The 24,947-nt window shown below is 60.2% G+C and carries 18 protein-coding genes; 4 read left to right on the forward strand and 14 right to left on the reverse strand.

All coding sequences use genetic code 11. The annotated features are described in order from the left end of the window. Positions 1-119: 119 nt before the first annotated feature. Positions 120-1,205: a PDZ domain-containing protein gene (locus ACN08V_RS03940; protein ID WP_419104617.1), complete on the reverse strand. Its 1,086-nt coding sequence runs from the start codon at positions 1,203-1,205 to the stop codon at positions 120-122. A 191-nt stretch (positions 1,206-1,396) separates the two neighbouring features. Here ACN08V_RS03940 and ACN08V_RS03945 point away from each other — a divergent pair, with 191 nt between their 5' ends. Next, the gene (locus ACN08V_RS03945) at positions 1,397-2,803 is read left to right on the forward strand and encodes a zinc-dependent metalloprotease (protein ID WP_419104618.1); all 1,407 of its coding nucleotides are present in this window, start codon (positions 1,397-1,399) and stop codon (positions 2,801-2,803) included. 100 nt (positions 2,804-2,903) lie between these two features. Here ACN08V_RS03945 and ACN08V_RS03950 read toward each other — a convergent pair whose 3' ends face one another. The 3 genes from ACN08V_RS03950 to nudC form a co-directional block, all read right to left on the reverse strand. Then, the gene (locus ACN08V_RS03950) at positions 2,904-3,485 is read right to left on the reverse strand and encodes a M48 family metallopeptidase (protein ID WP_419104619.1); all 582 of its coding nucleotides are present in this window, start codon (positions 3,483-3,485) and stop codon (positions 2,904-2,906) included. Next, a complete protein-coding gene (locus ACN08V_RS03955) occupies positions 3,486-5,312 on the reverse strand; it encodes an ATP-dependent helicase (RefSeq protein ID WP_419104620.1) in 1,827 nt (608 codons plus the stop codon). Between the two features lie 62 nt (positions 5,313-5,374). Next, positions 5,375-6,601 carry an NAD(+) diphosphatase gene (gene nudC / locus ACN08V_RS03960; protein WP_419104621.1) on the reverse strand — a complete coding sequence of 409 codons (1,227 nt, stop codon included), beginning with the start codon at positions 6,599-6,601 and terminating at the stop codon, positions 5,375-5,377. Positions 6,602-6,639: 38 nt separating this feature from the next. Here nudC and ACN08V_RS03965 point away from each other — a divergent pair, with 38 nt between their 5' ends. Next, complete coding sequence (locus ACN08V_RS03965) at positions 6,640-7,623, forward strand: phosphotransferase (protein WP_419104622.1); 984 nt, start codon at positions 6,640-6,642, stop codon at positions 7,621-7,623. A gap of 2 nt (positions 7,624-7,625) precedes the next feature. Here ACN08V_RS03965 and ACN08V_RS03970 read toward each other — a convergent pair whose 3' ends face one another. Then, positions 7,626-11,291 (reverse strand): UvrD-helicase domain-containing protein, encoded by a 3,666-nt coding sequence (locus tag ACN08V_RS03970; RefSeq protein WP_419104623.1) that lies wholly within the window; start codon positions 11,289-11,291, stop codon positions 7,626-7,628. Positions 11,292-11,305: 14 nt separating this feature from the next. Beyond that, positions 11,306-14,896, reverse strand: a complete 3,591-nt coding sequence (locus tag ACN08V_RS03975; RefSeq protein WP_419104624.1) for a PD-(D/E)XK nuclease family protein — start codon at positions 14,894-14,896, stop codon at positions 11,306-11,308. A 144-nt stretch (positions 14,897-15,040) separates the two neighbouring features. On the opposite strand from ACN08V_RS03975, the gene ACN08V_RS03980 reads away from it, so the two are divergent. Both ACN08V_RS03980 and ACN08V_RS03985 read left to right on the forward strand, forming a co-directional pair. Then, entirely contained in the window at positions 15,041-15,730 is a 690-nt protein-coding gene (locus ACN08V_RS03980) for a 3'-5' exonuclease (protein WP_419104625.1), read from the forward strand. A gap of 193 nt (positions 15,731-15,923) precedes the next feature. Then, positions 15,924-17,261, forward strand: coding sequence for a threonine/serine ThrE exporter family protein (locus ACN08V_RS03985; RefSeq protein WP_419100575.1), 1,338 nt, complete (start codon positions 15,924-15,926; stop codon positions 17,259-17,261). Between the two features lie 45 nt (positions 17,262-17,306). On the opposite strand, the gene ACN08V_RS03990 is transcribed toward ACN08V_RS03985, so the two are convergent. The 8 genes from ACN08V_RS03990 to hemC form a co-directional block, all read right to left on the reverse strand. Further along, a complete protein-coding gene (locus tag ACN08V_RS03990) occupies positions 17,307-17,963 on the reverse strand; it encodes a TipC family immunity protein (protein WP_419100576.1) in 657 nt (218 codons plus the stop codon). Positions 17,964-17,966: 3 nt separating this feature from the next. Further along, positions 17,967-19,457 (reverse strand): hypothetical protein, encoded by a 1,491-nt coding sequence (locus tag ACN08V_RS03995; protein WP_419104626.1) that lies wholly within the window; start codon positions 19,455-19,457, stop codon positions 17,967-17,969. A 299-nt stretch (positions 19,458-19,756) separates the two neighbouring features. Beyond that, positions 19,757-20,095: a DUF3958 family protein gene (locus ACN08V_RS04000; protein WP_419100578.1), complete on the reverse strand. Its 339-nt coding sequence runs from the start codon at positions 20,093-20,095 to the stop codon at positions 19,757-19,759. Between the two features lie 12 nt (positions 20,096-20,107). After that, a complete protein-coding gene (locus ACN08V_RS04005) occupies positions 20,108-20,341 on the reverse strand; it encodes a TIGR04197 family type VII secretion effector (RefSeq protein ID WP_419104627.1) in 234 nt (77 codons plus the stop codon). 235 nt (positions 20,342-20,576) lie between these two features. After that, positions 20,577-21,902: a glutamate-1-semialdehyde 2,1-aminomutase gene (gene hemL, locus ACN08V_RS04010; protein ID WP_419104628.1), complete on the reverse strand. Its 1,326-nt coding sequence runs from the start codon at positions 21,900-21,902 to the stop codon at positions 20,577-20,579. Positions 21,903-21,987: 85 nt separating this feature from the next. Next, positions 21,988-22,998, reverse strand: a complete 1,011-nt coding sequence (hemB, locus tag ACN08V_RS04015) for a porphobilinogen synthase (RefSeq protein ID WP_419104629.1) — start codon at positions 22,996-22,998, stop codon at positions 21,988-21,990. Between the two features lie 13 nt (positions 22,999-23,011). Beyond that, a complete protein-coding gene (locus ACN08V_RS04020) occupies positions 23,012-23,854 on the reverse strand; it encodes a uroporphyrinogen-III synthase (RefSeq protein ID WP_419104630.1) in 843 nt (280 codons plus the stop codon). Further along, positions 23,851-24,864 (reverse strand): hydroxymethylbilane synthase, encoded by a 1,014-nt coding sequence (hemC, locus tag ACN08V_RS04025; RefSeq protein ID WP_419104631.1) that lies wholly within the window; start codon positions 24,862-24,864, stop codon positions 23,851-23,853. The genes ACN08V_RS04020 and hemC overlap by 4 nt, the downstream gene beginning before the upstream one ends. Positions 24,865-24,947 lie beyond the last annotated feature (83 nt).

Below are 24,947 nucleotides of genomic sequence, written 5' to 3' on the forward strand. Positions count from 1 at the left end.
TGTGTGTCTGCCGCGCGAACGGCTCGGTCCCACAGCGCCACAATCAATACGGGGACGCTGTGTAATAAGAAACCATTTTGCCAAAGAACAGGGTGACTTACGAGAGCTGGCTTACCTTTTCAGCTCTCAGCACCGACTTTAGGGGCAGTGCAGGTCGGGAAGTTAGCGGGGTCTTGGCCCTGACCAATACGCGTCACCGCCTCGACCGCTTCATCCAGAGTCTCCACCTTAACCACCGACAGGCGGCTGGGGACCTTGCCCACCACCTCATCGCAGTTACTGGCGGGGGCCAGGAAGACGGTGGCACCGGCATCGGCGGCACCCTTCATCTTCTGCTCAATGCCGCCGATAGGGCCTACCGTGCCGTCAGATTCAATGGTGCCGGTGCCAGCAAAGTGCTCGCCACCGGTCATATCGCCCTCGGTCAACTCGTCAATAATACCTAGCGCGAACATCATGCCCGCCGAGGGCCCGCCCACTTCTTCTAGCCCGTACTTGACGGTCAGTGGGAAATTAAAAGTGCGGGAAAGATAGAGGCCAAGAACATAGCGACCGCTCTTATCGTTATATACGGGGGTGACCGTTACCTGCTGAGTCTGAGCATCACGCTTCAGGGTCACGGTGACAGGTTGGCCGCCGGAGGCATTAACCCGGTCAGTCAAGTCGGAATATTTGGTGAGGGGTTCATCGTTGATGTCCGTGATGATATCGCCCTCCTGAACCAGGCCTTCACTCGGGCCACCCTCCACCGCGCCAGAAACATTCAGTGTCTCGGTGTAGTCGATACCCAGCTGAGTCAGAGCCGCTGCCTGAGCAACCTCCTGGGAGTTGGTCATATCGGCGCTATTGCGAGCGCTGACCTCTTCACTGGTGACGGTGGGGTCATAGACCAGGTCGCTGGGGAGCACCGTGGTTGATTCCTCCAGCCAGGTCGACAAGGCACCCAGGGAACCGAGGGTTGAGTTGGGTCCACCGGCTACTTGCACGGTGGTCATGTCCAGGTAGCCGGTTACAGGGTAGGTCTCTGCGCCCTCAATCTCAATCAGCGGCTTCTTATTGAATTCGCCGATGGTGTTGAAGGTAGGCCCCGGGGACTCCGTGACAAAGTTCACGGGGATAACTAAAGATAGTAGGGAGAGGCCCGTAAGGCCTGTTGCGCTTACCGTGTATAGATTTATGCGGGGCTTGCGCGCAAGGCGGCCCATCTGTTCCCTCGATAAAAAACCCATAGGAACAAGATTACAAGTAAAAAATTCGCTCCGTCCCTCAACCCAGCAAACTCCCACTTGGCTGTGGGCTAAAAGCCACTTTTTGCGGCAGGTAGACCAGTAGGCTAGAGGGAAAGCGGGGCGGCGCTCCTGTTGCCCCACCGCGTGTTCTGGAAATGAGGCAAGCAGTGTCGAATCACCCCTTTGATTCTTCAGGTCATGACCCCCTAGAAGAGTTCCTGAAAAAACTCCGTGAGCAGGGTTTTGACCCCAATGCCATGAACGGTGCCCAGGCTTTTGATGCCGATGCCCTGCGCAAGATGGGTCTTCCCCTTGACCCCGCCATGTTCTCGGGTATTTTTGCCCAGGTGAATTCTATGATGAACGCTCAGAGCAGTGATGAGCCGGTCAACTGGGATCTTGCCCAGCAGAACGCCCGCCAGGTACTGGCCCTGGGCAAGGACCCTTCGATAACTTCTAGCCAGACCGGTGCGGTACGAGATGCCGCAGCTCTGGCTGACTTGTGGCTTGACCCTGTCACCATTTTTGAGCGTCCGGCCTTTAGCGTCGAAGCCTGGTCTAAGGCTGAATGGGTGGAGAACTCGTTTGCTACTTGGAAAGAAATTGCTGGCCCGGTAGCTACTGAGGTCACTTCGGCTATGAACGCTTCGATACAGCAGCAGCTGCCCGAAGAACTTTCCGGCATGCTCGGTGGCGGCAATATTTTTGCGGGCCTGGGCGGCATGATGTTCGGTATGCAAATGGGGCAGGCTATCGGCAAGCTTGCTGAAGAGATTGTCTCGTCCACCGACATCGGGATCCCCCTGGCTCAAGGGCGTTCTGCTCTGCTCCCCGGCGGTGTTGCCGCTTTTAGTGAGGGCCTTGAAATCCCGGCCCAGGAGGTTATCCTCTACCTGGCAGTGCGTGAGGCCACTCTGATTCGCCTGCACAAGGCTAACCCCTGGTTACGCGAGGACATCATAGGCCTGATTCAGCGCTTCTCACGCGGTATTCGCGTTGATATTGAGCGTATGCAGGCATCAGCCCAAGAGATTGATTTTGATCCAGCTAACCCCGAGGCCATGATGGAGGTCTTTGCCGGGGACATGTTCGCTCCCCAGCACACCGAGGACCAGCAGCTGGCCCTGGACCGTTTGGAAACCCTGCTTGCTCTCATTGAGGGCTGGGTATCTCTCATTACCGAGCAGGCCACCAAGAATCTGCCGATGGCGCCCCAGCTTTCTGAGTCTATGGCCCGCCGTCGTGCAACCGGTGGCCCAGCCGAACACGCTTTCGCCCAGCTCGTCGGCCTGGAGCTGCGCCCCCGCAAGATGCGCGAAGCCCTGGCTTTCTGGCGGCATTACGAAGAGCAGCATGGCTTTGAAGCCCGTGATCAGCTCTGGCAGGGCCCTGAGACTCTGCCCACCAGTGAAGACCTCGATGATCCCGAAGGCTTTGCCTACCGCCGTGCTCTGCTGACAGCTAGCCAAGATGAGTTCGATGCGGCTCTCGAAAAGCTCCTGGCCGGTGGCTACGACCAGCCCGATGAAGAACCCGGTGAAGGCTCAGAAGGTGGTGGCTCCCCCAAGGCTTAGGCCCTCAACCTTGGGGTTTATTTGATCCGAGGCAGGTAAGGCAGGCTCATAGCGAATTTGCTGGCCGGGGCTGGCCTACCTTATGAATAATCCTCCTTATTTATTCCCCTGATGGGGGTGGGGTGCCAGGCACGCGCTGACCGAAGGTCACTCCTTCCAGAAAGGCACGCGCCTTCTCCTGTTCCGGGTAGAGGGCTTCTAGTTCCCTAAATTGCGGGCTGTGGTTGGGTTCTAGAAAGTGGCAAAGCTCGTGAAAAATCACGGAATCAAGCACGTAGCCAGGAGCACCTTGCAAGGTGTGGGAGATGCGGATAGTGCGCTCAGCCGGTGTTGCTGACCCCCAGCGGTGCTTCTGGTTGGTGACCCAGCGGATAGATGAGGCAGACGGTGCCTGCGGGAGGTAGGCCCGGCGAAGTTTCTCAGCTCTTTGAGCCAAAAGCTCATCGGAAATAGCTCTGCGGTGGCTCTGTTTCTTTCGAGCCGCGCGGCGCTGTATTTTGGGGAGCAGGTTCTCTATGTAAATCTCAAGGTCCTCTGGTGTGCTGGATGCAGGAACCATCAGGCGAATCCGCCCGCCCTCAAGTGGCTGAGCCTGGACGGTGCGCCTGCGGCGGGTGGAGCGCACCACCTCAATCTCCGGGCGGTGCGCGGTGGCCGGCAGTACCTCTCGGATGCTAGCCATTTAAACTCCCTGAGGGGCGATGTCGTCCAAGAATCGTGAGCGCTTACGCCCAGCCCTACCGCCGGGGGTACGCGAGCGCGACCAGGTGAGGGTTAGGTAGGAGCGGGCGCGAGTGATGCCCACATAGAGTAGGCGGCGTTCTTCGTCCACCTCGTCACTGCTCTGGGCAAAGGAGATAGGCATGAGCCCCTCATTGAGGCCACAGAGGAAAACAGCCTCCCATTCCAAGCCCTTGGCTGAGTGCAGAGAGGCCAGGGTGACACCGTTGAGGGAGGGCGCGTCGCGGTGCTGGGAGCGTTGAATGAGGACAGCTACTAGCTCGTAGAGGGTGAGCTCCGGGGGCAGTTCGCTTGCACCGTTGGCTTGGGCCTGTTCACGCGCCAAGGTGCGCTCAGCAACCAGCCGGTCGGCCAGGGAAACCAGTGTTTCCAAGGACTCCCAGCGGGCGCGTTCCTGGCCTGAGCGCTGGGGCGCTTTGGGTGACCAGCCTAAGTTTTTGAGGTTATCGCGTACCAGCTGGGGTATAGAGTCGGTCTCTTCTGCGCCCTTGGCGGCACCCTGAAGCATGCTGATAGCGGCGCGCACCTCAGCCCGGTCAAAGAACTGTTCAGCACCGCGCAACTGGTAGTTGATGCCAAGGTCGTTAAGGGCCTGTTCCAGGGCGGCTGACTGGGAGTTGGTGCGGTAGAGCACAGCAATGTCAGCGGCGGGAATGCCGTCCTTTTCTATCAGGTCTTTAATGTCTTCGGCTATACCGATCGCTTCTTGCTCATCGTCAGCATACTCGAACCACTGGGGCGCCGGCCCTTCCGCACGCTGGGAAATAAGTTGAAGCGGGGGCGCCCAGGAGTAGCGGGTGGAGTCAGGGCGCTGTTTGCGGGCGGCCAGCAGGCGGTTGGCTAGGCCGACCACCTGCGGGCTGGAACGGTAGTCGCGCACCAGTTTGACCACCGTGGCCTGCTCAAAACGGCTGCGGAATTCCAGCAGGTGGCGGCTGGTTGCACCAGCAAAGGAGTAGATGGTCTGGGAGGCATCGCCCACCACGCACAGGTCGTCGCGGGCACCCAGCCAGGCATCCAGAAGCCGCTGTTGGAGGGGCGAGACGTCCTGGTATTCATCAACCACAAAGTGCCGGTACTGCTGGTGAATCTGGGCGGCGATTTCGGGGTTCTCTTCGATAATTGCCACGGTCAGCAGAAGGATATCTTCAAAGTCGATGACGTTGCGTTCGTCTTTGAGTTCCTCGTAGGTGCGCAGCAGGCGGACCATGTCGATAGGGCTGATATCGGCGGGTAGTTCCCGGTGGGCCAGATGGGGCATGAGGGTCTCTGCGGTCAGCATGGAGACTTTGGCCCACTCAATTTCACTGGCAAGGTCGCGGACGATAGCGCGGTCAGTTGCCAGGCCCAGCCTGCGGGCCGACTCAATAATGTACTGGGCCTTGTTTTTGATGATTTCGGGCAGGCTCCCCCCAATGGCCTGGGGCCAGAAGTAACGGAGCTGGCTTAGGGCGGCAGAGTGGAAGGTACGGGCCACCACTCCGGTAGCACCGAGCTGGCGCAGGCGCACCTTCATCTCTTCGGCGGCCCGGTTAGTAAAGGTTAGGGCCAGTACCGCGCGTGGGTTGTAGCGACCAATAGCGATGCCGTAGGCAATGCGGTGGGTAATAGCCCGGGTCTTACCAGTGCCAGCACCGGCCATAACACACATGGGGCCAGACAACTCGGTCGCCACCCGGCGCTGTTCGGGGTCAAGGCCCTCCAGAATACTGTCAGCGGCGGGGGCGGTCAGGCTAATGGGGTGTGCCCGTAGTTTGTCCTGGTTCATGGTGCTACTCCCCTTGCCCTCGCTGTGTATCATTGGGCCCCGAGCAGGGCCGGTTATCTAGTCTACAGCTCTCCTTTAACCGGGAGCGGAGCGCCCAGCCAGTATTCTATGAGGTGGCGGGAGATTGAACCGGTACCCGGGAGCTGAACCTCGCCCGAGCTATAGGCCCGGACCAGCTCCTGGCGGGTAAACCAGCGGATTCTTTCGATTTCCAGGCCGTCGGGTTTGACTGCCTGCGGGTTAGAAATCTCAGCCATAAAACCGCACATGAGCGAGCGCGGAAAAGGCCAGGGCTGTGACCCCAGGTAGCGCATGGCGCTTACCTGACCGCCGCACTCTTCGTAGACTTCCCGCAGGACCGCGCTTTCGAGGGCTTCCCCGCCCTCCACAAACCCAGCGAAGGTTGAGTAGCGCCCCGGCCCCCAGGCGCGGGCCTGGCCCAGCAGAATTTTCTCTGCTCCCTCCCAGCGAGCGGTCACTGCGCTAATCACCGCCGGATCGGTGCGGGGGAAAATCTCGCGGCCCGATTCACTGACCCGCACCCAGCCGGCCCGGGTAGCGAATGTAGCCTGCCCGGTAGCCGGGTCAAAACCTGCCGAAGCGTGCCAGGCGGTCAAGGAGGCAGCCGAAGCTAGCACCCGACCCCAGGCATAGGCCAGGCTCGACCCGCCGTAACCGTAAGCCGCATAGTCACGGATGCCCACCCAGCGACCACCGGCACGGGCCGCCAGCACCTGGGCGATGCCTGCTTCTTGGTTCTCAAAGCCCTGGGCCACTATCGGGCCAAGGCACAAGAAATCTTCAAACCGATCAGTCAGCGCAAGAACGGGGGCCTGCCCTAGCTGGGGTTGACCCGGCCCCTGTGATGCGCTCGTGTTCTGCGCGCGGGAGCATAGACTGCCGGCGTAGAGCAGACTAACCTGCCGGTGTCTATCCACTGCCGTGTAATCCAGCAGGGCAGCAGTATTCAGCTCAAAAATCTCTGCTAGATTCAGGGGCACCGGGCGCTCACCCTCCCCCACCAAAACGCGACCAGAATCCACGGCAACCAGGTAGGGCCGTTGCGCCCAGGGGTAAAGCTCCCGCCAGCAGGTAGGTAAAGCCGGGTCAAGCTCACCGGCCAGTGCCCGCCCCAAACCTGCGAAAAAGCCCTCGACCTCCCGCGCCCTTGCACAGGCAGGCACCCCATCAGCCACCAGCGGTAGCGGCCCCAAAGGCCTCAGCACACCGGGAGCAAGGCCCCTACCCGCCCCATCGGCTAAGAGATTGGTTAAATTCTCAGCGTTCATCTCCAATTCATCCCGTCTTCTCTTGTACCCTTGGAAGTGTGACTTCAACTCCCCTTCAACTTGCCGCCATCGTATCAGCAGGCGTACCCGGGCTCTACCCCGTAGCCGCACTGCCCTCAGCCGACGATGCCCTCGACTTCGACTCAGCTATCATCATCGACTCAGCCGATAAACGCTGGCGCGTGCGTGCACCCAAACACCCCGAAGCCAGCGTGCGCCTTGAAGCCGAACACGTTATCCTCCAGTCTTTCTCGCCCGGTATCCGCGCCCGTCTGCCCTTTTTGGTACCCACCATCGTAGGAACCGTACCGCTCGATGGCCGCCAAGCCTTCATCTACACCCATATCCCGGGTAAGCACTGCGACATCGACGAGCTAGCCGATATCTCCTACTCCACCCGCGATGGCAAGACCAACATCGCCGATGAGATCGCCCACTACATCGCCACCATTCACGTCTTCCCCACCACCATCGTTGAAGAAGCCGACCTGCCGGTCTACACCGGCGAACAGATCCGGGAACGCCGCCTAGCCGAGCTTGACCGCGCCGTAGCTACCGGCAAAGTCCCCTCAGGTCTGCTCACCCGCTGGGAACAGCAACTCAATAACTCCGCCATGTGGCAATTCCGCCCCCGCGTGATTCACGGCGACCTCAACGAAGACAACCTAGTACTCGACCAGAAAAAGGTCGTCGAAATTACCGGCTGGTCCGAGGTCTGTGTAGGCGACCCTGCCCAAGACTTTGCCTGGCTCTACGCCTGCGAAGACCCCCTCTTTAGGGAGCGGATCTTTGAAACCTACCGCAAAGAAATGCCCCAGGAGCCCGACCGCAACCTAGAAGCCCGCGCCAGCCTCTACGCAGAGTTCGGCCTGGCTCAGTGGCTTATTCGGGGCACCGAGCTTGAAGACCGCGTCATGATCTCTGAGGCGGTCTCCATGCTCAATCACCTTGAAGCCGAACTGCTTGCTGTCAAGGCGCTTGCCCCGGCCCTGGACGAGGAAAAACCCCAGCCCCTGGACTAGCTCTAGCCTTCCCGCCCCAGCTTCTCGGCCCGGGCTAGGGCCTTCTCCAGCTCTTGCAGACTACTAAAACGGGTAATTTCTTTAGTTTGGCCCGTTGAGGCATAGAAGAAGTAGGCCCGGACCTGCTCCGGTGCAATCCCCTGCAGGCGAGCAAAACCCAGCCGGTAAAGCGAAAGCTGAACCGACCGCTTTTTAAGTTCCTTCTCCGTACGCGGGGGCCGACCGGTCTTCCAGTCCACCAGTTCCCAGACAGTCTGCCCCTGCTCATCAACGGTGGTAAAGACCGCGTCAATACGGCCACGCACCGTCACAGCACCCAGTGGAGTTTCTAGGGGATACTCCAGCGCCCAAGGGGTTCGGTCCGCCCACTCACTGCCCAAGAAGTTCTCTTGAAGCTGGGGAAGGTTCAGCTCTTGATCAGCGGAATCATCGTCAAAATCTTCATCCACATCCAGCATGCCGGTCTGCCCAAAATGCTCCTCCACCCAGCTATGGAAGAGGGTACCCTGGCGGGCGGCAATACCCGGCCTCTGCGGCATGGGCCTGCGAATCTGGGCCAGCACCTGCTCGGGTGAAGCCACCAGGTTCACCAGCAAGGAGGCAGAAAGATGCCCCGGTAGTTCAAAGTCACTCTCGGCAGGTGGTGCAGCAAGCAGAGCCAGCAAAAGCTCGGTTTCCTCCTGCCAGTCCTCGAGGGTTTTAAGGGTCTGCGCTCTCTGCTCCGCACTCAGCTCAGCAAGGGCCTGCTCGGAACTGGGCCCCTCCTGCGGGTCAAGACCGCCACGCACCACGTTCCGGGCCGCCCGCTCCACCACCTGCCGGGGAGTTAGCCCCGTAGCAGACCCGACTGCTACCGGCTCCACCTGCGGGGGAGCATCGGTGGCGGATTCAAGTTCTTCTAGGCTCTGCCAGGTGCGCACCTGCGGCCCGTCAAAGGGGTCAAAAGGCCAGGCGGCGGTGGTGATGCTAGCCGACTGCGGGTTGGCAACACCCACCTGGTCCTCATCCACCCTGGCGATTACCTCCACCAGCGGGGTGGGGGCCTGGATAAGTTCTTCCACAAACTCCGAGAATGCACGGGGCTTAGTTGCGGTACCCTTCCAGGCCGAACTAGTCAGGGTAAGCAGGGAACGCGCACGGGTAAAACCCACATAGGCTAAACGGCGCTCTTCACCGATGCGGTGCTCCACAGCCTGCTCCGAGAGCAGGGCGGTAAACTCGCCCAGGTCACGCAGGTTTTCAAAGTCCTCGCGCCAACCGGGCAGATAGTTTGCGTCCCCGCGCAGGGGCCAGGGCAGGGTACTACTCTTCTTAGTCCACCGCTCATCCTTAGCATCGGGGAACTCTCCGACCGCCAAACCGGGCACATAGACCTGATCCCATTCCAGGCCCTTAGAAGCGTGGACGGTCAGAAGCTGGACGGCATCGTGCCGGGGAGCCTCAGCGGCCATATCCAGCCCGGACTCTTCCTGAGCGGCGGCATCCAACCAAGCCAAAAAACCGCTGATGCCTGAGGCTGACGAAGCGCTAGAACTCAGCGAGAAGCGCACGGTGTTTTCGCCCTCCTCCGCCTCCAGACCCTTAGCTGCGGCCAGAAGCAGGGCGTTCACGCGGGGGGCGCTGGCCTCATAGGAGGCCGCGACCTCCTGGAAAGCGTCCAGGTGGCGGCGGGCAAGGGCCGAACGGGTGCCGGGGCGGGCGGCCAACTCAATATCAAGCAGCAGGGTGCGCTCAATTTCAGTCAGCAGGGTGCCCAGGTCATCAGCAGTGAACTGGCGCAGGTGCTCTAACTCCTGGGCAAGCAGGTGCAGGCGGTGCAGGCCCTCATCGGTGATACTCCGCCCGGTGCGCGGTGATACCCACCCCGGCTCGGGCAGATTCTCCAGGGCCTCAACCAGGGAGGAGCCATCGGTGACATCGGGGGCCGCCGCCTGCAGGAGCCTGCGGTAGGCCTCTTCCGGTGCTAGTTCTTCCTCCTTCCCCTGGGTAGCAGGGCTTGGGGCCCTATCCAGGCCGTCCAGGATTTCCTGTTCAGCCCGCACCTGGGCATACTCAGCGGCCATACCGTAGCGGATTTCCAGCTCACGCTGGCGTTTGAGAACCCCCGACCACTCAGCAAAAGCCAGCAGGTCAGAAACACCCAGTCGCCAGCGGGCACCGGCCAGTAGGCGCATGAGCGCATCCGACCGTCCCGGGTCACTGAGCACGCGCAGGACGGCTACCGTATCGACGATCTCGGGGGTATCGAGCAGACCGCCCAGGCCCACCACCTGGTAGGGAAGGCCCAGCTCGTCCAAGGCCTCACGGATAGGCTCCATCATGGCCCGCTTCTTGCAGAGCACCGCCATGGTGGGCATCTGGCTCAGCGGTTCAGGGGCCCAGCGAGCACGTTCTGAGGCGATCTGCTGAGCCAGGGCACGAGCCTCGTGCTGGTCGGTCGGATAGTTGCCCACCAGCACACGGCCAGCGTCGGCCTGCTCACGGGGCTTTAGAGCGGGCACCTCGATGCGGTGGGCCGAACGTACCCACTCCGGCTGAGAACTCAGCGGGGCGGCGCTGTAGTTGGCCACATCCAAAATCGCCCGGTCGTTACGCCAAGCCACCGTCAGGTAGCTGGCGCTGCAGTCCTGGGCAGGGAAATAATCGTAGAAGCTAAAGAGCTGACCGTCCGATGCCCCACGGAAACCATAAATAGACTGTTTGGGGTCGCCCACCGCCATGACCGGGTGGGCCTCACGCCCCTTAGAAGCACTAAAAAGGTCAGAGAACAACTGCATCTGAGCGTGGGAGGTGTCCTGGAACTCATCAAGCAGAACAACCCGGTAGCGCTCGCGCTCAGTCTCAGCGGCCAGGGGAACCTCGCGGGCAATCCTGGCGGCGTAGGCAATGAGATCACCGTAGTCCATGACCTGCATACCTGCCTTGATGGCAGAGTAGCGTTTGACCAGGTCTGCGTAGAATATTCGCAGGTCAAGGTTCTGGACGATTTCTCTCTGCTCACCGGTAGCCCCTTTGACTGTGGGCTTGCCCAGGGGCGCAATGGAGGCCCGGGTCTTCAGGCACCACTCAATGACTTGGTCGGGGCTGACCAGGTGCTCGGCGCACTCGCCCGAAAGCTCAATGACAGCCTTCACCATAGTGGATTTAGCCACCTCTTTCTCGGGGAGCTTACCGTCATAGTGCTCCACAATTTGAGCCACTAGCTGCCAGGTCTGCGCCCCGCCGAGCATCTGGGCGTCGTCCTCAATGCCCAGGCGCAAACCGTACTGGGAAACTAGCGTATTGGCGTAGGAGTGGTAGGTGGAAATGGTGGGGTCGGAGGTCATGTTCTCGCCCCGCTCCCCCGGCACCTGGCGAACCAGCCCCTGTCTGCGCAGTTCTTCAAGGCGGGAGCGCATACGCTCGCGTAGCTCACCGGCGGCCTTGCGGGTAAAGGTCACGCCCAGCACCTGGTCAGCCCGCACCAGGCCGTTGGCTACCAACCAGACCACGCGGTCTACCATGGTGGCCGTTTTGCCGGACCCGGCACCGGCCACCACTAGGCGGGGCACCAGCGGGGAAGAAATGATAGCGGATTGTTCAGGTGTGGGTTCTGGCCGCCCCAGGGCTTGGGCTATCTGCTCAGGGGTCAGGAAGGGCTGGGCAGCGGTGGGGTCGTAGCTGGTCATGATTCTCCTGAAACTTACTGGGCAGGGCGGTGGGTAATGGTGCGTCCCCGTGAACACAGCGGGCAGATATCGGGCAGGGCACAGCCGATGCCGAAGGGGCCACCGGCGGTATGGCGAGCTTGGAGCTCCCGACCCGCAATCAGGACGGCGGCCCGGTTGATGAGCTCTACGGCCCAGGTGCTCTCTGCGGTGAGAGGTGCCTGCTCCTGCTCGCTGTAGCTGGCAGTTGAGCCACCTAGCTGTAGCAGCAGGGCACCGCCGGAGAGCTCCTGCAGGCCGGTTAGCACCGGTACCTGGCGGCCCCCAACCTCCTGAGTGGGAAGATCCAAGCTAGCGGACTGGGCTTGTTCCCGGTCGGGGGCAAGGGCCTGGCGCATGAGGGCACCGGCACCGGCTTCGAGGGCGACCTGGTAGGCCGCCAGTTGAGGGTGGCGTTCCAGCTCGGCCCGGGTGGGCTTCTGCTTGCCGGTCTTTATATCAAGAATCAGGAAACGCCCCAGCTGGTCCACCTCAATACGGTCCACGCGGCCCGAGAGCAGGGCGTCCCGGGCAGGTCCGGGCACCAGCACGCTGAAGGAGCCTTCTACACCCACCAGGGAACGGCCCTTGGATTTGAGTTCACGCACATAGTCGGCAAAGCGCTGAATCATCTTCTCTGCCCGCTCCACCAGTTTCTGACTCTCCCAGGTGTCGGGCAGACCCAGCTGGGGCAGGCGGCGGTGCAGTTCATCGCGCAAATCGGTGCCGTTGGCATCGGGCATCTCTTCGCAGATGGCATGAATCAGGGTACCCAGGGAGCGGGAGGTGTCGGTGGCCGCTTCAGCGCGGGAGGCGGCCACAAACCAGTCCAGGGGCGACCGGTGAATCTTCTCAATCTGTGAGGGCGACACCGGGACCGGCCCTGAACCATCAAAAGCCGGGCTGGTCGAGGACAGCGGGAGCATGCCCCACCAGGAGGCCGGTGAAGCACCGGGTAGGGTGAAGCCAGCGGTCTGGTCGGGGTCAGCCAGCCGGTGCAGGAGCCGGGCGGCGGCCTCAGCCTTGGCCGGTGAAAGATGCTGGGCCTCAGCCCACTGGCGGAGCTCAGCAATCAGCGAGCGCAGGGTCATGGGCCTGCGAACCTCGGTGAGTTCCCGTTCACCGCCGGGGGCCGGGGCGAAGATATCGAGCAGTTCGCTGGGTGCCTGGTCCGGGGACGAGACGGCGGTGCACACCACCCGGTCGCTGGCGCGGGAGATGGCGGTGGAGAACATGCGGATTTCGTCGTAGCGGGTGGCGCGCAGGCGTTCGGTCAGGAGCTGGCCACGGCTGACGCCCTGCGCTGGCTGGGGGCCGCCGCTCTGCTGGTTACCTGCCAGGGAGCCGATGGCCGCATCGACCAGGTCAAGACTGCCCAGTAGTGAGCCGCGCACGGTGGTGTTGGGCCAGGTGCCGTCTTGGAGCCCAGCTACATAGACGGTGTCCCACTGGCGGCCAGCGGCCAGGGCGGGTGTCATGATTTCCAGTGCGTCCCGGTAGCTGGTGCGCTCGGCCAGGGTATCCATGGGCAGGTCTTGGGCATCGATGTAGGCCAGGAACTGTTCGGCGGTAGCGCCGGGCATCTGGTCGGTGTAGCGTTCGGCGGCTTCGAAGAGGCCGATCATGGCGTCGATGTCGCGGCTGGCTCGGTCGGCACCACTGCCCCCGGTGGTGGACTGCTCTTGCCACAGGGGCCCCAGCCCCGATGCCTCCCAGAGTGCCCACAGCACGGTCTCGGCGGTAGCACCGGCCTGGTCAAGAGCGCGATCACCAGCGGTCAGCACGGCGGCCAGTCTGCGGGCGGCCGGCCCGGCCCCTGTGCTAGGAAGAAGGTGCGGATTGACCAGGGCTTCTACCAGTAGGGCGTCGCTATCGCGGTTGCCACCGGCTCGCAGTTCATCGGCACGAAGCCGCTGGCGGAGCCTACGGATTTCCATGGTGGATGCCCCGCCCAGGCGGGAGGTCAGCAGGGCAACAGCAGTGTCAGCCCCCAGGCCCCAGCGGGCAAGAGCATCTGTGGTCCCGGCTCCGGTGGGTTGTGCACCAGCCGGTAGGCCCTCAGCCTGCGGTCTCTCGGTGTCAGAGTTTTCTGTGCTGGGAGTTTCCATGCTATCTGGGCTCTGCGGTTCGGTGCCCCCGCTGTTTTCCGCTTCGGCTTCTCGCAGGGAGCGGGTATGCAAAATCAGGCTCAGCGCGTCCAGGAAGGGGCGTACCGCCGGTTCGTCACGCACGGGAGTCAGCGAAGCGGCGGTCGCCACGGGAATACCAAGATTACTCAAAGCTCGTTTGAGGCGGGTGACGTCGGAGCCCTTACGCACAATAATGGCGCTCCGCTTGAAGGCTCTGCCCCTGAACAGGTGGTCTTCCAGAATCATTTGGGCAATCAGCTGGTTTTCCTGCTGCGGGTTCTCCACCACCAGGCCCATGACCGATGGACGGCTATCGCCCGCCTTTTCGGGGTTGAGCAGGGAGCCGTCATCGCCCAGGGGTAGCAGGGCCTGCTCACTGGGTGCTTGCGGTGCCGGGTCAAGCTGGCGGGTGTGGGCGGCATGAGCCAGCAGGGGAAGGCGCTGAGCCACGGCCTGCCAGCGCTGGGCAAGCTCGGGGGCCATGCGCCAGCTGGTGCTTAGGTGACAGGTTTCAAGCCGACCGGCAAAGACCCCTGGCAGGGTGCTGGCTAAGTGGGGGCTGGCCCCACGGAAGCCCTGCACCACGGTGTCCGTGCAAGAGGTGAGGGTGACGGCTGGCCGGTGGGCAAAGGCAGCGGTTATGTCGTCTGCCTGTTGGCGGGCTAGCTCAGCCGTGGCACCGGCGCTCTCTGCCAGGAAACCGGCGGCATCGTGCCCCACCAGCACCGTGAGCAGGCGGTAAATTGAGGGGGTCAGCTCCTGGATATCGTCGATGAGCACCAGGTCAAACCTCGCCCGCTCAGCGGTCAGCAGGGCCGGGTTGGCGACCAGGGCTTTGACTGCCTCGTGGATCAGCCCGGCAGGGTCGTAGGCGTGGGGTGCGCGCAGGGCACGGACCTGGCGGTATTCGGTGTAGAGAGCGGCAAGCGCCACCCATTCGGGCCGGTTCAGGCTCTCCCCGAGTTCCCGCACCCGCTCAGCGGTGAGGTCATATTCGGCCATGCGGTCAAAGAAGTCACGGATCTCGTGGCGGAAGCCCCGAGTATCCAGAGCCTCACGCAGGTCATGGGGCCAGGTGAGGGCGCTCCCCTGCCCCTGGCGGTGCCCCTCCAAAAGTTCTTTGAGCAAGACATCTTGTTCCGGCCCGCTCAGGAGCTTGGGAGAAAACTCAACCCCGGGCAGGTAGCCCTGGATGTGGGCGCGGCGGAGTAGGTCAAAAGCGTAGGCCTGCCAGGCGCGTACCGGAGCGCTGGAAACGGTGGCGGTGATACGGGCGGAAAGAGCCTCACGGAAGCGGGTTGCGCTCACACGGGTTGGGGTGAGAACGAGCAGGCGGGCGGGGTCAGCCCCCGACTCAATATGTTCAACAGCCTGGGCGAGCAAGCTATGGGTTTTGCCGGTGCCCGGGGCACCCAAAATCAGGGTCGCGGAGCCTGACGGGGGGAGGTTATCACTCATAGGGGTCTTTCTGGGGCCGGGCGGGTTCTTGCTCTGTGAATATTCTTCTTCCATACCATCATAGGTGGCTGACACTTTAAGCATGCCGTCTATTGTGCCCTCCAATATTTAGCCGGAGCGGGCTGAGCGGCTACTATCGGTAGTATGACTTCTTGGACCGTGCTTCCCCGCGCCACCTTTGACCTTGAAACCACGGGCGTTGACCCGCAGACTGCCCGCATCGTCACCGCTTCCTTGGTGCTGGTTGACCCGGAGGGCGAGGTTCTGCGCGCCGGTGAGTGGCTAGCTGACCCCGGGGTTGAGATCCCAGAGCAGGCGGCGGCGGTCCACGGCATCACCACCGAGTACGCCCGTGAGCACGGCCAACCCGCCCAAAAAGTAGCCTACGAGGTGGCTATGGCACTTGGTGGTCTCTTTGCCGATGGTGTCCCCGTGATTGCTTTTAACGCCTCCTACGATTTTTCGGTCCTTAACCAGGAGCTGGCCCGCTACGGCTACCCAGCTCTGACCTGCTACCCGGTTCTTGATCCCCTGGTTATTAATAAGCGGGTTCACAAGTTTAAGAAGGGTAAGCGCACCCTGGAGGTGCTGGCCGGTGAGTACGGGGTGGACCTGGAAAACGCGCATACATCTAAGGACGACGCGCTGGCTGCCGAGCGTCTCCTGACCGCTATGAGCCTTGAGTACCCGGAGATTGAGCAAGCCGCAACCGCCTTGCACGAGCTCCAGGTGACCTGGGCTGCTGAGCAGGCCGCTGAGCTTCAGGACTACTTCAACCGCATCGGCAAGCAGGCCGAGGTTTCCGGCCAATGGCCGGTGCGCACCTACGCCTAGCCTCTTCCAGCTCCAGGGGCTAGGTTGCCTGCTCATCCTTACCGGGATCATGTGGGGCACCGGCACCCTCCGTCTATCCCGCACAAGGGCATAAAATAAGCACCGTCACGCTCTTCGAGAGGCCATTTAGGGGGAGGACTCAACTAGATTAGATAGAGGAGAAATACCCCACAAACTAGCCCAAAGGACGACCGTGAACGAGCCAGCACCCACCGGCGGCATCTATATGGGGGCTAACCCTACCGCCCACCAGCGCCTTGTTGCCCAATCGGCGGTAGTCATGCAGCTAGGTCTTCTCTTGATGAAATCGGGCGCTAGCGCTTACCGGGTTAAGGCCTCAATGGCCCGCCTGGCCAAAGCGGTGGGGCTGGATGAGCACCACGCCCACATCACCTTCACCGAAATCTCCACCACCGCCTACGCCGGTGAGCACTTTCGCACCGAAATCGCCGAAACCCGCACCAAGGGCATCAACGCCTACAAGATTGACCTACTCGGGGATTTTGTGTCCTCCCTACCCGAGCAGATTGACCCCGCCGTAGCCGCAGCCACACTGACCCGTATTGAGAAGAAAAAGCCCCTCTACGCGCCTTGGCTTCTCGCCCTGGCCGCTGGCCTGGCCTGTGCCGGCTTCGCCTTCCTTAACCGGGGCGGGCCCATTGAGTGCGCAGTGGTCCTACTTTCAGCCTTCGCGGGGCAGTTGCTACGCTCCAAACTCGTGCACAAGGGTATGAACCATATGGCGGTCTGGCTCCTGTGCGGCCTACTCTCGGCTGGTCTGTATGTGGCAACCATGAACGCCCTGATTCTGCCGGGGCTGATAGCCGATAACCACCTGGTCGGCTTTATCTCCTCGGTCCTCTACCTGGTTCCGGGCTTCCCCCTGGTCACGGGCCTCTTGGATATAGCCCGCATGGATTTCGCCTCGGGCATCTCTAGGCTCACCTACGTCACTCTGCTACTCACCAGTGCCTCGGGTGCAGTCTGGCTGGTGGCTCTACTCTTTAGTCTGCCCCTGGAACAGGCTCCGCCACCTCATCTGCCCCTGCCTGGGCTTATCATTGTGCAGGTACTGGCCAGTTTTACCGCCGCCTACGGCTTCGCCATGCTTTTCTCTGCCACTCCCCTGGCCTGTACTTGGGCGGGGCTGATAGCGGCCCTGGTGAACCCCGGCAGGATCTGGCTCACCGAGGCAGGCTGGGCACCGCACCTGGCTATTGCCCTGGCTGTCTTTACGGCGGGTGTGCTATCTGAGGTTATTACCCCGCTTTACCAGCGGCGATTCTCCCGTATCTCTCTGTCTGTCCCGGCGGCTGTCACCATGGTCCCGGGGGTCATGTTCTACATGTCCATGGCCCATTTCTCCAACGGAGATGTGGCTCAGGCTCTCAACAGTCTGGTGAGGGTTCTGCTGATTTTCCTTGCCCTGGGAATGGGGCTGGCTTTCTCCCGTCTGCTCATGGACCGTGACTGGCTCTACGACCGGGACACCCAGAACCTGGGGGCGCTCTCCAAGGAACATATGCGGTAACGAACCCCTTTGCAAAATCTTTAGTTATTTGGATATAAGGATATTCTATGTCCTGATTGAAAAATAAACATCCCACTCATCCACAACCCTCACATCACCATACGACAACGGAGAAAAATCAGAATCAAACACCTCCACCCAATCCGCAAGAATATAATCATCCACCACAGCCCGGTAATACCCCTCCACATCAGCCTTAGTAATACCAGCATCCGCAAGAGCCTGCGCTATAACATCACGACCCTTAAGATACTTACCATCAGCGCCCTTAACCCGAATATTCTTGCGTAGCTCACCGGCCTGAACATTAAACAACGCGTATTCCCGCAGAACCAAACCATTAGGAGCCTTAATGTGATAAATAATTACAAACTCTTCACTGTTAAAAAAGAACCGCATAGAAATATCATCAATATCATCTAACTCATCAGAGTTTTTATGGAAGTCATATAAAGGCCCCGGGTCCCCATCAATCATAGATAGGGTATCAACCTGCCCCGCTGCCTGAATATGGCTAATACTCGGGCGATTCTCATAATTCTTAGCCGTATCCGCATAAATCTCAGCAAAGATACTCTCCTGAGCAGGAATAGACCCCCAGGTAGCCACCTTCCACCCCAGATACCCAAGAGCGCAGGCCACCATGAGAACAAGCACACTACACATAGCTACAGCTAGTTTAATGTCTTTACTCCACGTCATGTTCTACCCCTCCTGCTTGGCATAGTCGACTATATGATTATCGCGCTTTTCCACAGACCTTAAAAAGTTATACGACTGAGGGTATGTCTCTTTCAAATACTGCAGCTTTTCACTCTCTGTTGAGTACTTCTCTGGAACCATAGAATAAACCTGATGCTTAATGTCACTGATACTGATATGCGAATTAAATTCTTGGGCACGGTTTGTGGTGCCCGCTTGAAGCTCGCTGTAGTACTGCGCCTGTACCACCTGGTAGGGAAGCCCCGTAGCATCAATGAGCCTACTAATATTGACAGCATCCAGGTCCGCCCTATAATTTGCATCTCCAATGGACGGATCAGGACCTGCCTTATCGGTTACATCTCCATTCCAACCGGAGAGCCCTCTTACATCGGCACCATATGTTTTCTGGGCCAAAACATCTGATAGGGCATTAACGGAATTATCAGCTATCCCCTGGTCCTGCCCCCTATAGCGCTCCGTGGCCGTAGTGATCAACTGATGGGTAAAGTCACTACCGCGTCTGTAACGGGAGACCCTGCTATCCCACCGTCTATCAAACTCTTCATCAGTCATAGGACCGTAAACTTTTTCCATTGAAGCTTTAACTTCTTGATACTTATATAATTCATTCGGGGCTTTTAAATCAGCACTGTATATATCCCCTGTCTGCCCAGAAAACTGATGCTGCAACCTTAATTCATAATAAAGCTGGTTTGCCTGCTCAGCATCTAATCCCAGCGATCTATAAATACTCCTAATATCTGAAGTATAGAAGGGGGGCGTACTTAAAATATACGCATCAGCTGGTAGAGCGATGGCTGAAACGCCTGGTACTGGTAGCAGATTTAAAGAATACGCAATAAATGGATAATAGGGCTTAGCGCTCAAAGGGCCTGCAGTCGCATCCCACTTAGCTTGTTGCTTGAAACTATCTGGGCCGTACGTAGCGCCACCCATGATCCGGAGCCATAAATAATCTTGCTGCTCCTGGCTCAAATTTGGAAACTTCTTGCTAATACCATCACGCACAGTGGCCATCAATGAAATCTCGTAGCACTTGTAACCGTACTGGGACTTATAGGGGTACCAGCACCGAGCCTTTGCCTCATCCCATCCGTAGTTATCAGCCATCTCGCGCACGAAAAGCTCCTCATCGTAGCGAGCCACAGCACCGCGAATATCATCAGCCCATGTCATATCATTCGGCAACACAAAAGTATTAGAACCCGCCTTAAAAGCAGACCGGGCGACAACAAGCCCCCTGCCAATCGCCGTATGCACAGCATCAATATCGCTAAACAGCGAAGAGGAAGAGGCATTAAAATCCCTTAATCGCTGTAGAAGACCCTCCAACCCCATCTGCACTCCAGACAAAGCAGATAGATTGGTCTGAACGGCTATCTTCTTCAACAGCTCATCCTCTTTAAGCTGCCCCAGGAGCCTTTGCTCCTGTGTGATGCTCGCCCCCACCTGGGCAATCTGTTCAAGCAATTCCGACTCTTTAACAGAATGCCCACACACCCGGGCTGTGAACTCCTGGGGCAAACGTTTCACAGCCTCCCCCACCGCCACAGACAGCACCTCACCGCCCTGAACCAGGGGCTTAATAACATCTGTAAAATACCTTTTAGCGCTCGAATAGGTCTGAGAATGTAACTCTTGGCACAGGGCGAACCGATCAATAGCAATTTTAAGCTTGCCATAACTATCTACCAGCTACAGCACAGTCGAGTGCGTAGTATTTGCCTGAGTAGTTGAATCTTCCACATACATATCGATGCTCATAGGTACTACTTTCTAGAAGAGTGAGCTTCATTATCAGCGCCACGACTAACTTTTTCTTGGAGGCTGTCTTTCTCCCCCTGAACAGCAGAGATCTGTTCACGCAACTCTGTATATGCACTTTCAAGCGCGCCCATCATCTGCCGGCGCTCCCTACACACGTCCTCAGCGCAACGGGCAAAAGTAGGATTATCACGGTAGGTTTGAGCAACTGAGTCAACAAGATGCTGAGTCTGCCAAAAGTGCGTAGCGAACTCCTGTATCAAGTTCTCCAGCTTTTTAGCCCGCCGATGCAAATCATCATGCTCTAGCTCAAGGCGTTTTATATCCCCACGCCAGGTATCCACAGGGCCCGGCATTTAACGGCCACCAGCCATATCAGCATCCACAAAATTCTGGTAGATAGTGCCTATTTGTGTCACGGCATCCTGGACCGCGCAGGCAATCTCTGTTGTCGCAGCCAGCATCGAGTCAAGCGACGAATGAGCGGTGCTGTTACCCGTAACAGTAGTGGCGGTATCACGAGTTGGGGCAGTTACAGCGGTCAAAGCCTGGGCTGGTGAAGACAGTTCTGTCGCCTGTTGCTGGGCCACAGAACTATCATTTCTAACTTCATGCGGTCATGTCGTCATACTAGCTAGGCTTTCTCAGTTGGAGGTACGTTCCTGAAAATCACCCTACCAGAACTACTAAGGCTTACTCTCAACTAAACGAAGCCCAGCACCGGGGATCCGCCGGTACGGGGCTTCTGCGCTTGGCGGTGCTTCTGCGCTTGGCGGGGCTTCTTTAGGCCCCGCCTGATGAGCTGGTCCGGCTATTTCTCAGCCTTTAGGCCACAGCCTGTGCAGCGGCTTCCGCTGCAGCAGGCAGGGCCGAGATAATCCGATCCATGGCCGCATCGTCATGCGCGGCAGAGAGGAACCAGGCCTCATAGGCACTCGGGGGCAGGTAGACCCCGGATTTGAGCATGGAATGGAAGAAAGCATTGTAACGGTAGGTCTGCGAGTTCTTAATATCCTCGTAGTTGTGCACACCGGTCTCAGCGGTACCAAAAGCAACCGAGAACAGGTTGCCCGCCCGCTGGAGCGAGTGGTTTACACCGGCGGCATTCAGAGCCTCGGTCAGGGCCTGCTGAAGCTGGGCCGAACGGGCATCAATGGTGGCGTAGACCGAGTCATCGGCGGCCCTAAGCGTTGCCAGGCCAGCGGCCATAGCAATCGGGTTACCCGAGAGAGTGCCCGCCTGGTAGACCGGGCCGGTCGGTGCCAGATACTCCATCACCTGGCGCTTACCGCCCAGAGCCGCAGTGGGCATGCCTCCACCAATAACCTTGCCAAAGGTGAAAATATCGGGGGCCCAGTTACCCTCGGAAGGAGCGGAGTAGCCCCAGTAGCCAGCAGAGGATACGCGGAATCCGGTCAGCACCTCATCAAAAATCAGCAGAGCGCCGTTCTCGCTGGTGACCTGGCGCAGGAAAGCGTTGAATCCCTCGCCGGGAGTCACCACGCCCATGTTGCAGGGGGCGGCCTCGGTGATGATGGCGGCAATCTGGCCGGGGTGGGCGGCAAAGGCCGCGCGTACAGCCTCTTCGTCGTTGTAGGGCAGGACGATAGTCTCGGCGGCGGTTGCGGCGGTAACACCTGCGGAGCCGGGCAGGGAGAGGGTGGCAACACCCGAGCCTGCCTCGGAGAGCAGAGCGTCCACGTGGCCGTGGTAGCAGCCAGCAAACTTGATGATCTTGTCGCGGCCGGTGTAGCCGCGTGCCAGGCGGATAGCGGTCATGGTGGCTTCGGTGCCGGTGGAAACCATGCGCACCTGGTCTATAGTGCCCGGTGCAACAGCGTTAATACGGTTGACCACCAGCTCGGCCAGTTCGGTTTCGGCGGCGGTCGAAGCGCCAAAAGATAGGCCGTGTTCCACAGCGGCGTGCACCGCCTCGATAACGGCGGAGTGTTTGTGCCCCAGCAGGGCTGGGCCCCAGGAGCAGACCAAATCGACATAGTTGTGGCCATCGGCATCGGTCAGGTAGGGGCCGGACGCCTCCACCATAAAAGCGGGGGTGCCACCCACCGAGTTAAAGGCACGAACCGGGGAGTTCACGCCACCGGGAATAACCTGGGTGGAGCGGGCAAAAAGTTCTTCAGAGACGGTCATTGACCGGGCTTCCTTTCGTGGGGACGGCGCGCTCGGTATGGCAAGAGCGCCCCGGTGAGTCTGAGTCTGAGTCTAAGCTAACCCGCTAGGCCTTCTGGCGCAACCAGGTAGCGGCTTCTGTGGCGTAGTAGGTGAGGATAATGGAGGCACCGGCCCGGCGAATCCCCATAAGGGCTTCTAGAGCTACGGCCTTGCGGTCAATCCAGCCAGCGGCGGCGGCGGCCTCAATCATGGCGTACTCCCCCGAGACCTGGTAGGCGGCCACCGGCACGGGTGAGAAGTCAGTAACCTCCCGCACGATGTCCAGGTAGGCGGTAGCCGGTTTAATCATGACCATATCGGCGCCCTGCTCAATATCAAGCTGAACCTCGTAGAGGGATTCGCGGCGGTTGGCGGGATCCTGCTGGTAGGTCTTGCGGTCCCCGGTGAAGGTGGAACCTACCGCCTCGCGGAAGGGACCAAAGAAGGCAGAGGCGTACTTGGCGGAGTAGGCCAGGATAGAGACATCGGTGAAGCCGGCCTGGTCTAGGGCGGTACGCATGGCGGCGATTTGGCCGTCCATCATGCCCGAGGGGCTGACCGTGTGAGCACCGGCTTGTGCCTGGGAAACAGCCATCTTGCAGTAGGCCTCTACCGCCGCGTCATTATCAACCACGGTATTACCCTGGGAGTCGGTGGTCAGCGGGCCGCAGTGGCCGTGGTCGGTGAACTCGTCCAGGCAGGTGTCGGCCATAACAACCACGGAGTCCCCGAAGTGCTGGCGCACAGTGGCGATAGCGCGGTTGAGAATGCCCTCCCGTGCCCAGGCGGCAGAGCCGATAGCGTCCTTATCTTGGTCGCGGGGAACACCAAAGAGGTCGATACAGCGCACACCGGCATCCACGGCCTTTTGGACCTCACCAATGACGGTGTCTAGAGTGTGCTGGTACTGGCCGGGCATGGATTCAATGGCGACCGGGGCGTCGATGCCGTCGCGTACGAAGAGAACCTGGACCAGGTTGGCAGGGGTCAGGGCGGTTTCTGCGGTCAGCGCCCGCATGGGGGCAGTGGTGCGCAGGCGGCGGGGGCGGACGGGTAAGGATGAAGGCTGGAACACTGTTTTGTACTCTCTAGGATGCGGGCTGGGAGGCTGAGAAGGCGGCAGTTGCCAGGGCTGCCGGGGCGGGGCTGGTGGCTACCGAAATCTTCTGCGGGCGGGCAGGCTGGGCCAGGGCCTCCGCCGCGGCCCGGGTGCTGGCACCAATAGCGACGGTGGGCGGTAGGGCAAAACCAACCGACCGGGCTAGGGTTTTCAGGAGCAGGGGTGAAGTCGCTACCAGAACGTCCACTTCTGCCAGGGCTTCACGGGCCTGCTCCAGCGTGAGGGCCACAGCATCGTCCTGGGCCTGAGAATCCTGGGTATCTTCGGGTTCGGCTAGGGGCAGGTCAGCCGGGTAGGGCACCATGTCGTAGACGGCCAGCGGAGCAACAGTGTAACCGTAATCGGTCAGGCCATCTTCAAGGACGGGGCTGGCGGTAGTACCCTGCACGGCCAGGACCTTTTCGGTGGTGGGGTCTTCCCACTCTTCGTCAATTAGCCATTCTTCAATCATGCCGGCGGCAGACTGGGTGTGGGGAACAAAATCAACCAGCAGGCCGCGTTCGGTCAGGGCGGCTTCGGTAGCCCGGCCAACCGCCGCGATCTGGGCTGCTCCCAGGAGCTGAACCAGGGGCTGACCAATCTCTTGGGCCAGTTTTTCAAGGCCCAGCACCCCGTTGGCAGAGGTGAAAGTGACCCAGGAAAACTCACCGCGCACCAGGGCAAAGGCGATTTCTTCCCAGTCCTCAGGTTGGCGGGCAACCGCCTGGAGGACGGGTGCGCACAGCACCCGAGCGGCGTGGTCGTGGGCCTGGACTTGACGGGTAAAAGCGGCGGCCTGGTGAGGGGTTCTGGTAATCAGGTAGGTGCTCATTTTTGTTCTCCTAACCCTGCCAGCTCAGCAGCGCCACCTGCCAGTAATTCCTCAGCCGCACGCACCCCCAGCTCGTAGGCGGTTTCTAGGCTGAGCGTGGCGGTAGCTGCCCTATGTCGCATGACTTGGGTTCCTGCGGGGTTGGCAACGGCCACCGAAAGTTCGAGCTGACCGCTCTTGACCTGAGCGTAGGCCCCAATAGGCGCGGCGCACCCGGCTTCAAGACGACGGAGCAGAGCACGCTCAGCAGTCACAGCAAGCTGGGTCTCAGTGTGGTTAACCGCCAGCACAGCGGTACCCAAGGCAGTTTTTTCCGCCCCCTCAAGTTCCTTAGAACGAATTTCCAGGGCGAGGGCGCCCTGCCCGGGGGCCGGGAGCACCCGGTCGGTATCGAGGTACTCGGTAATGGTCTTTTCCAGGCCCAGTCGACGCAGGCCAGCGGCGGCCAGTACCACAGCGTCGCAGTCACCGGTGATAGCGCCCAGTTTCTTCTCGCCGTGCAGGCCGTGAGCGCCCACCCCATAGGCTTCATTCCCGGCCACCCGGGCCAGGCGGGTGCCCACATTGCCGCGAATATCGACGATGGTTAGGTCGGGGCGCAGGGCCAAGATCTGAGCGGCACGGCGCGGTGAGCCGGTCCCCACCCGGGCCCCGGCTGGCAGAGTATCTAGGGTCAGTCCGTCACGAGCGCACAGGGCATCCCGAGGGTCTTCACGCAGGGGTGTTGCGGCTACGGTTAGCCCTGGGCAGGGAGCACTCGGTAAATCTTTGAGGGAGTGCACGGCAAGATCAACCTCCCCCTCCAGCAGGCGGCAACGCAGGGTCGCGGCGAAGACACCGGTGCCACCCAGTTGCGATAGGGGGCCGGTCAAGACGTCCCCTTCCGTTTTCACCGTAACGGTGTCCAAAACTAGGCCGGTTGCTGAGCGTATCTGCTCCACGGCCCAGGCTGTCTGGGTGGTTGCCAGGGCTGAGCCTCGTGTGCCCACCCTGTAGTGCTGAGCTGCCATCGCTGAATCCTCGTTGTTTTTTTGGGTCCTCTAGACTACCCTGCCCCGGTCCCCTAGACGGGAACCGGGGCCAGTAGGGTAAG

The sequence above is a fragment of the Rothia sp. P5766 genome, from assembly GCF_048513555.1.
Classification (GTDB): Bacteria; Actinomycetota; Actinomycetes; order Actinomycetales; family Micrococcaceae; genus Rothia.

Bases quoted from the DNA above. Each gene is read 5' to 3' on its own strand.
- ACN08V_RS03940 (WP_419104617.1), bottom strand. From the start codon at position 1,205: ATGGGCCGCCTTGCGCGCAAGCCCCGCATAAATCTATACACGGTAAGC.
- ACN08V_RS03950 (WP_419104619.1), bottom strand. From the start codon at position 3,485: ATGGCTAGCATCCGAGAGGTACTGCCGGCCACCGCGCACCGCCCGGAG.
- ACN08V_RS03955 (WP_419104620.1), bottom strand. From the start codon at position 5,312: ATGAACCAGGACAAACTACGGGCACACCCCATTAGCCTGACCGCCCCC.
- nudC (WP_419104621.1), bottom strand. From the start codon at position 6,601: ATGAACGCTGAGAATTTAACCAATCTCTTAGCCGATGGGGCGGGTAGG.
- ACN08V_RS03970 (WP_419104623.1), bottom strand. From the start codon at position 11,291: ATGACCAGCTACGACCCCACCGCTGCCCAGCCCTTCCTGACCCCTGAG.
- ACN08V_RS03975 (WP_419104624.1), bottom strand. From the start codon at position 14,896: ATGAGTGATAACCTCCCCCCGTCAGGCTCCGCGACCCTGATTTTGGGT.
- ACN08V_RS03980 (WP_419104625.1), top strand. From the start codon at position 15,041: ATGACTTCTTGGACCGTGCTTCCCCGCGCCACCTTTGACCTTGAAACC.
- ACN08V_RS03990 (WP_419100576.1), bottom strand. From the start codon at position 17,963: ATGACGTGGAGTAAAGACATTAAACTAGCTGTAGCTATGTGTAGTGTG.
- hemL (WP_419104628.1), bottom strand. From the start codon at position 21,902: ATGACCGTCTCTGAAGAACTTTTTGCCCGCTCCACCCAGGTTATTCCC.
- ACN08V_RS04020 (WP_419104630.1), bottom strand. From the start codon at position 23,854: ATGAGCACCTACCTGATTACCAGAACCCCTCACCAGGCCGCCGCTTTT.
- hemC (WP_419104631.1), bottom strand. From the start codon at position 24,864: ATGGCAGCTCAGCACTACAGGGTGGGCACACGAGGCTCAGCCCTGGCA.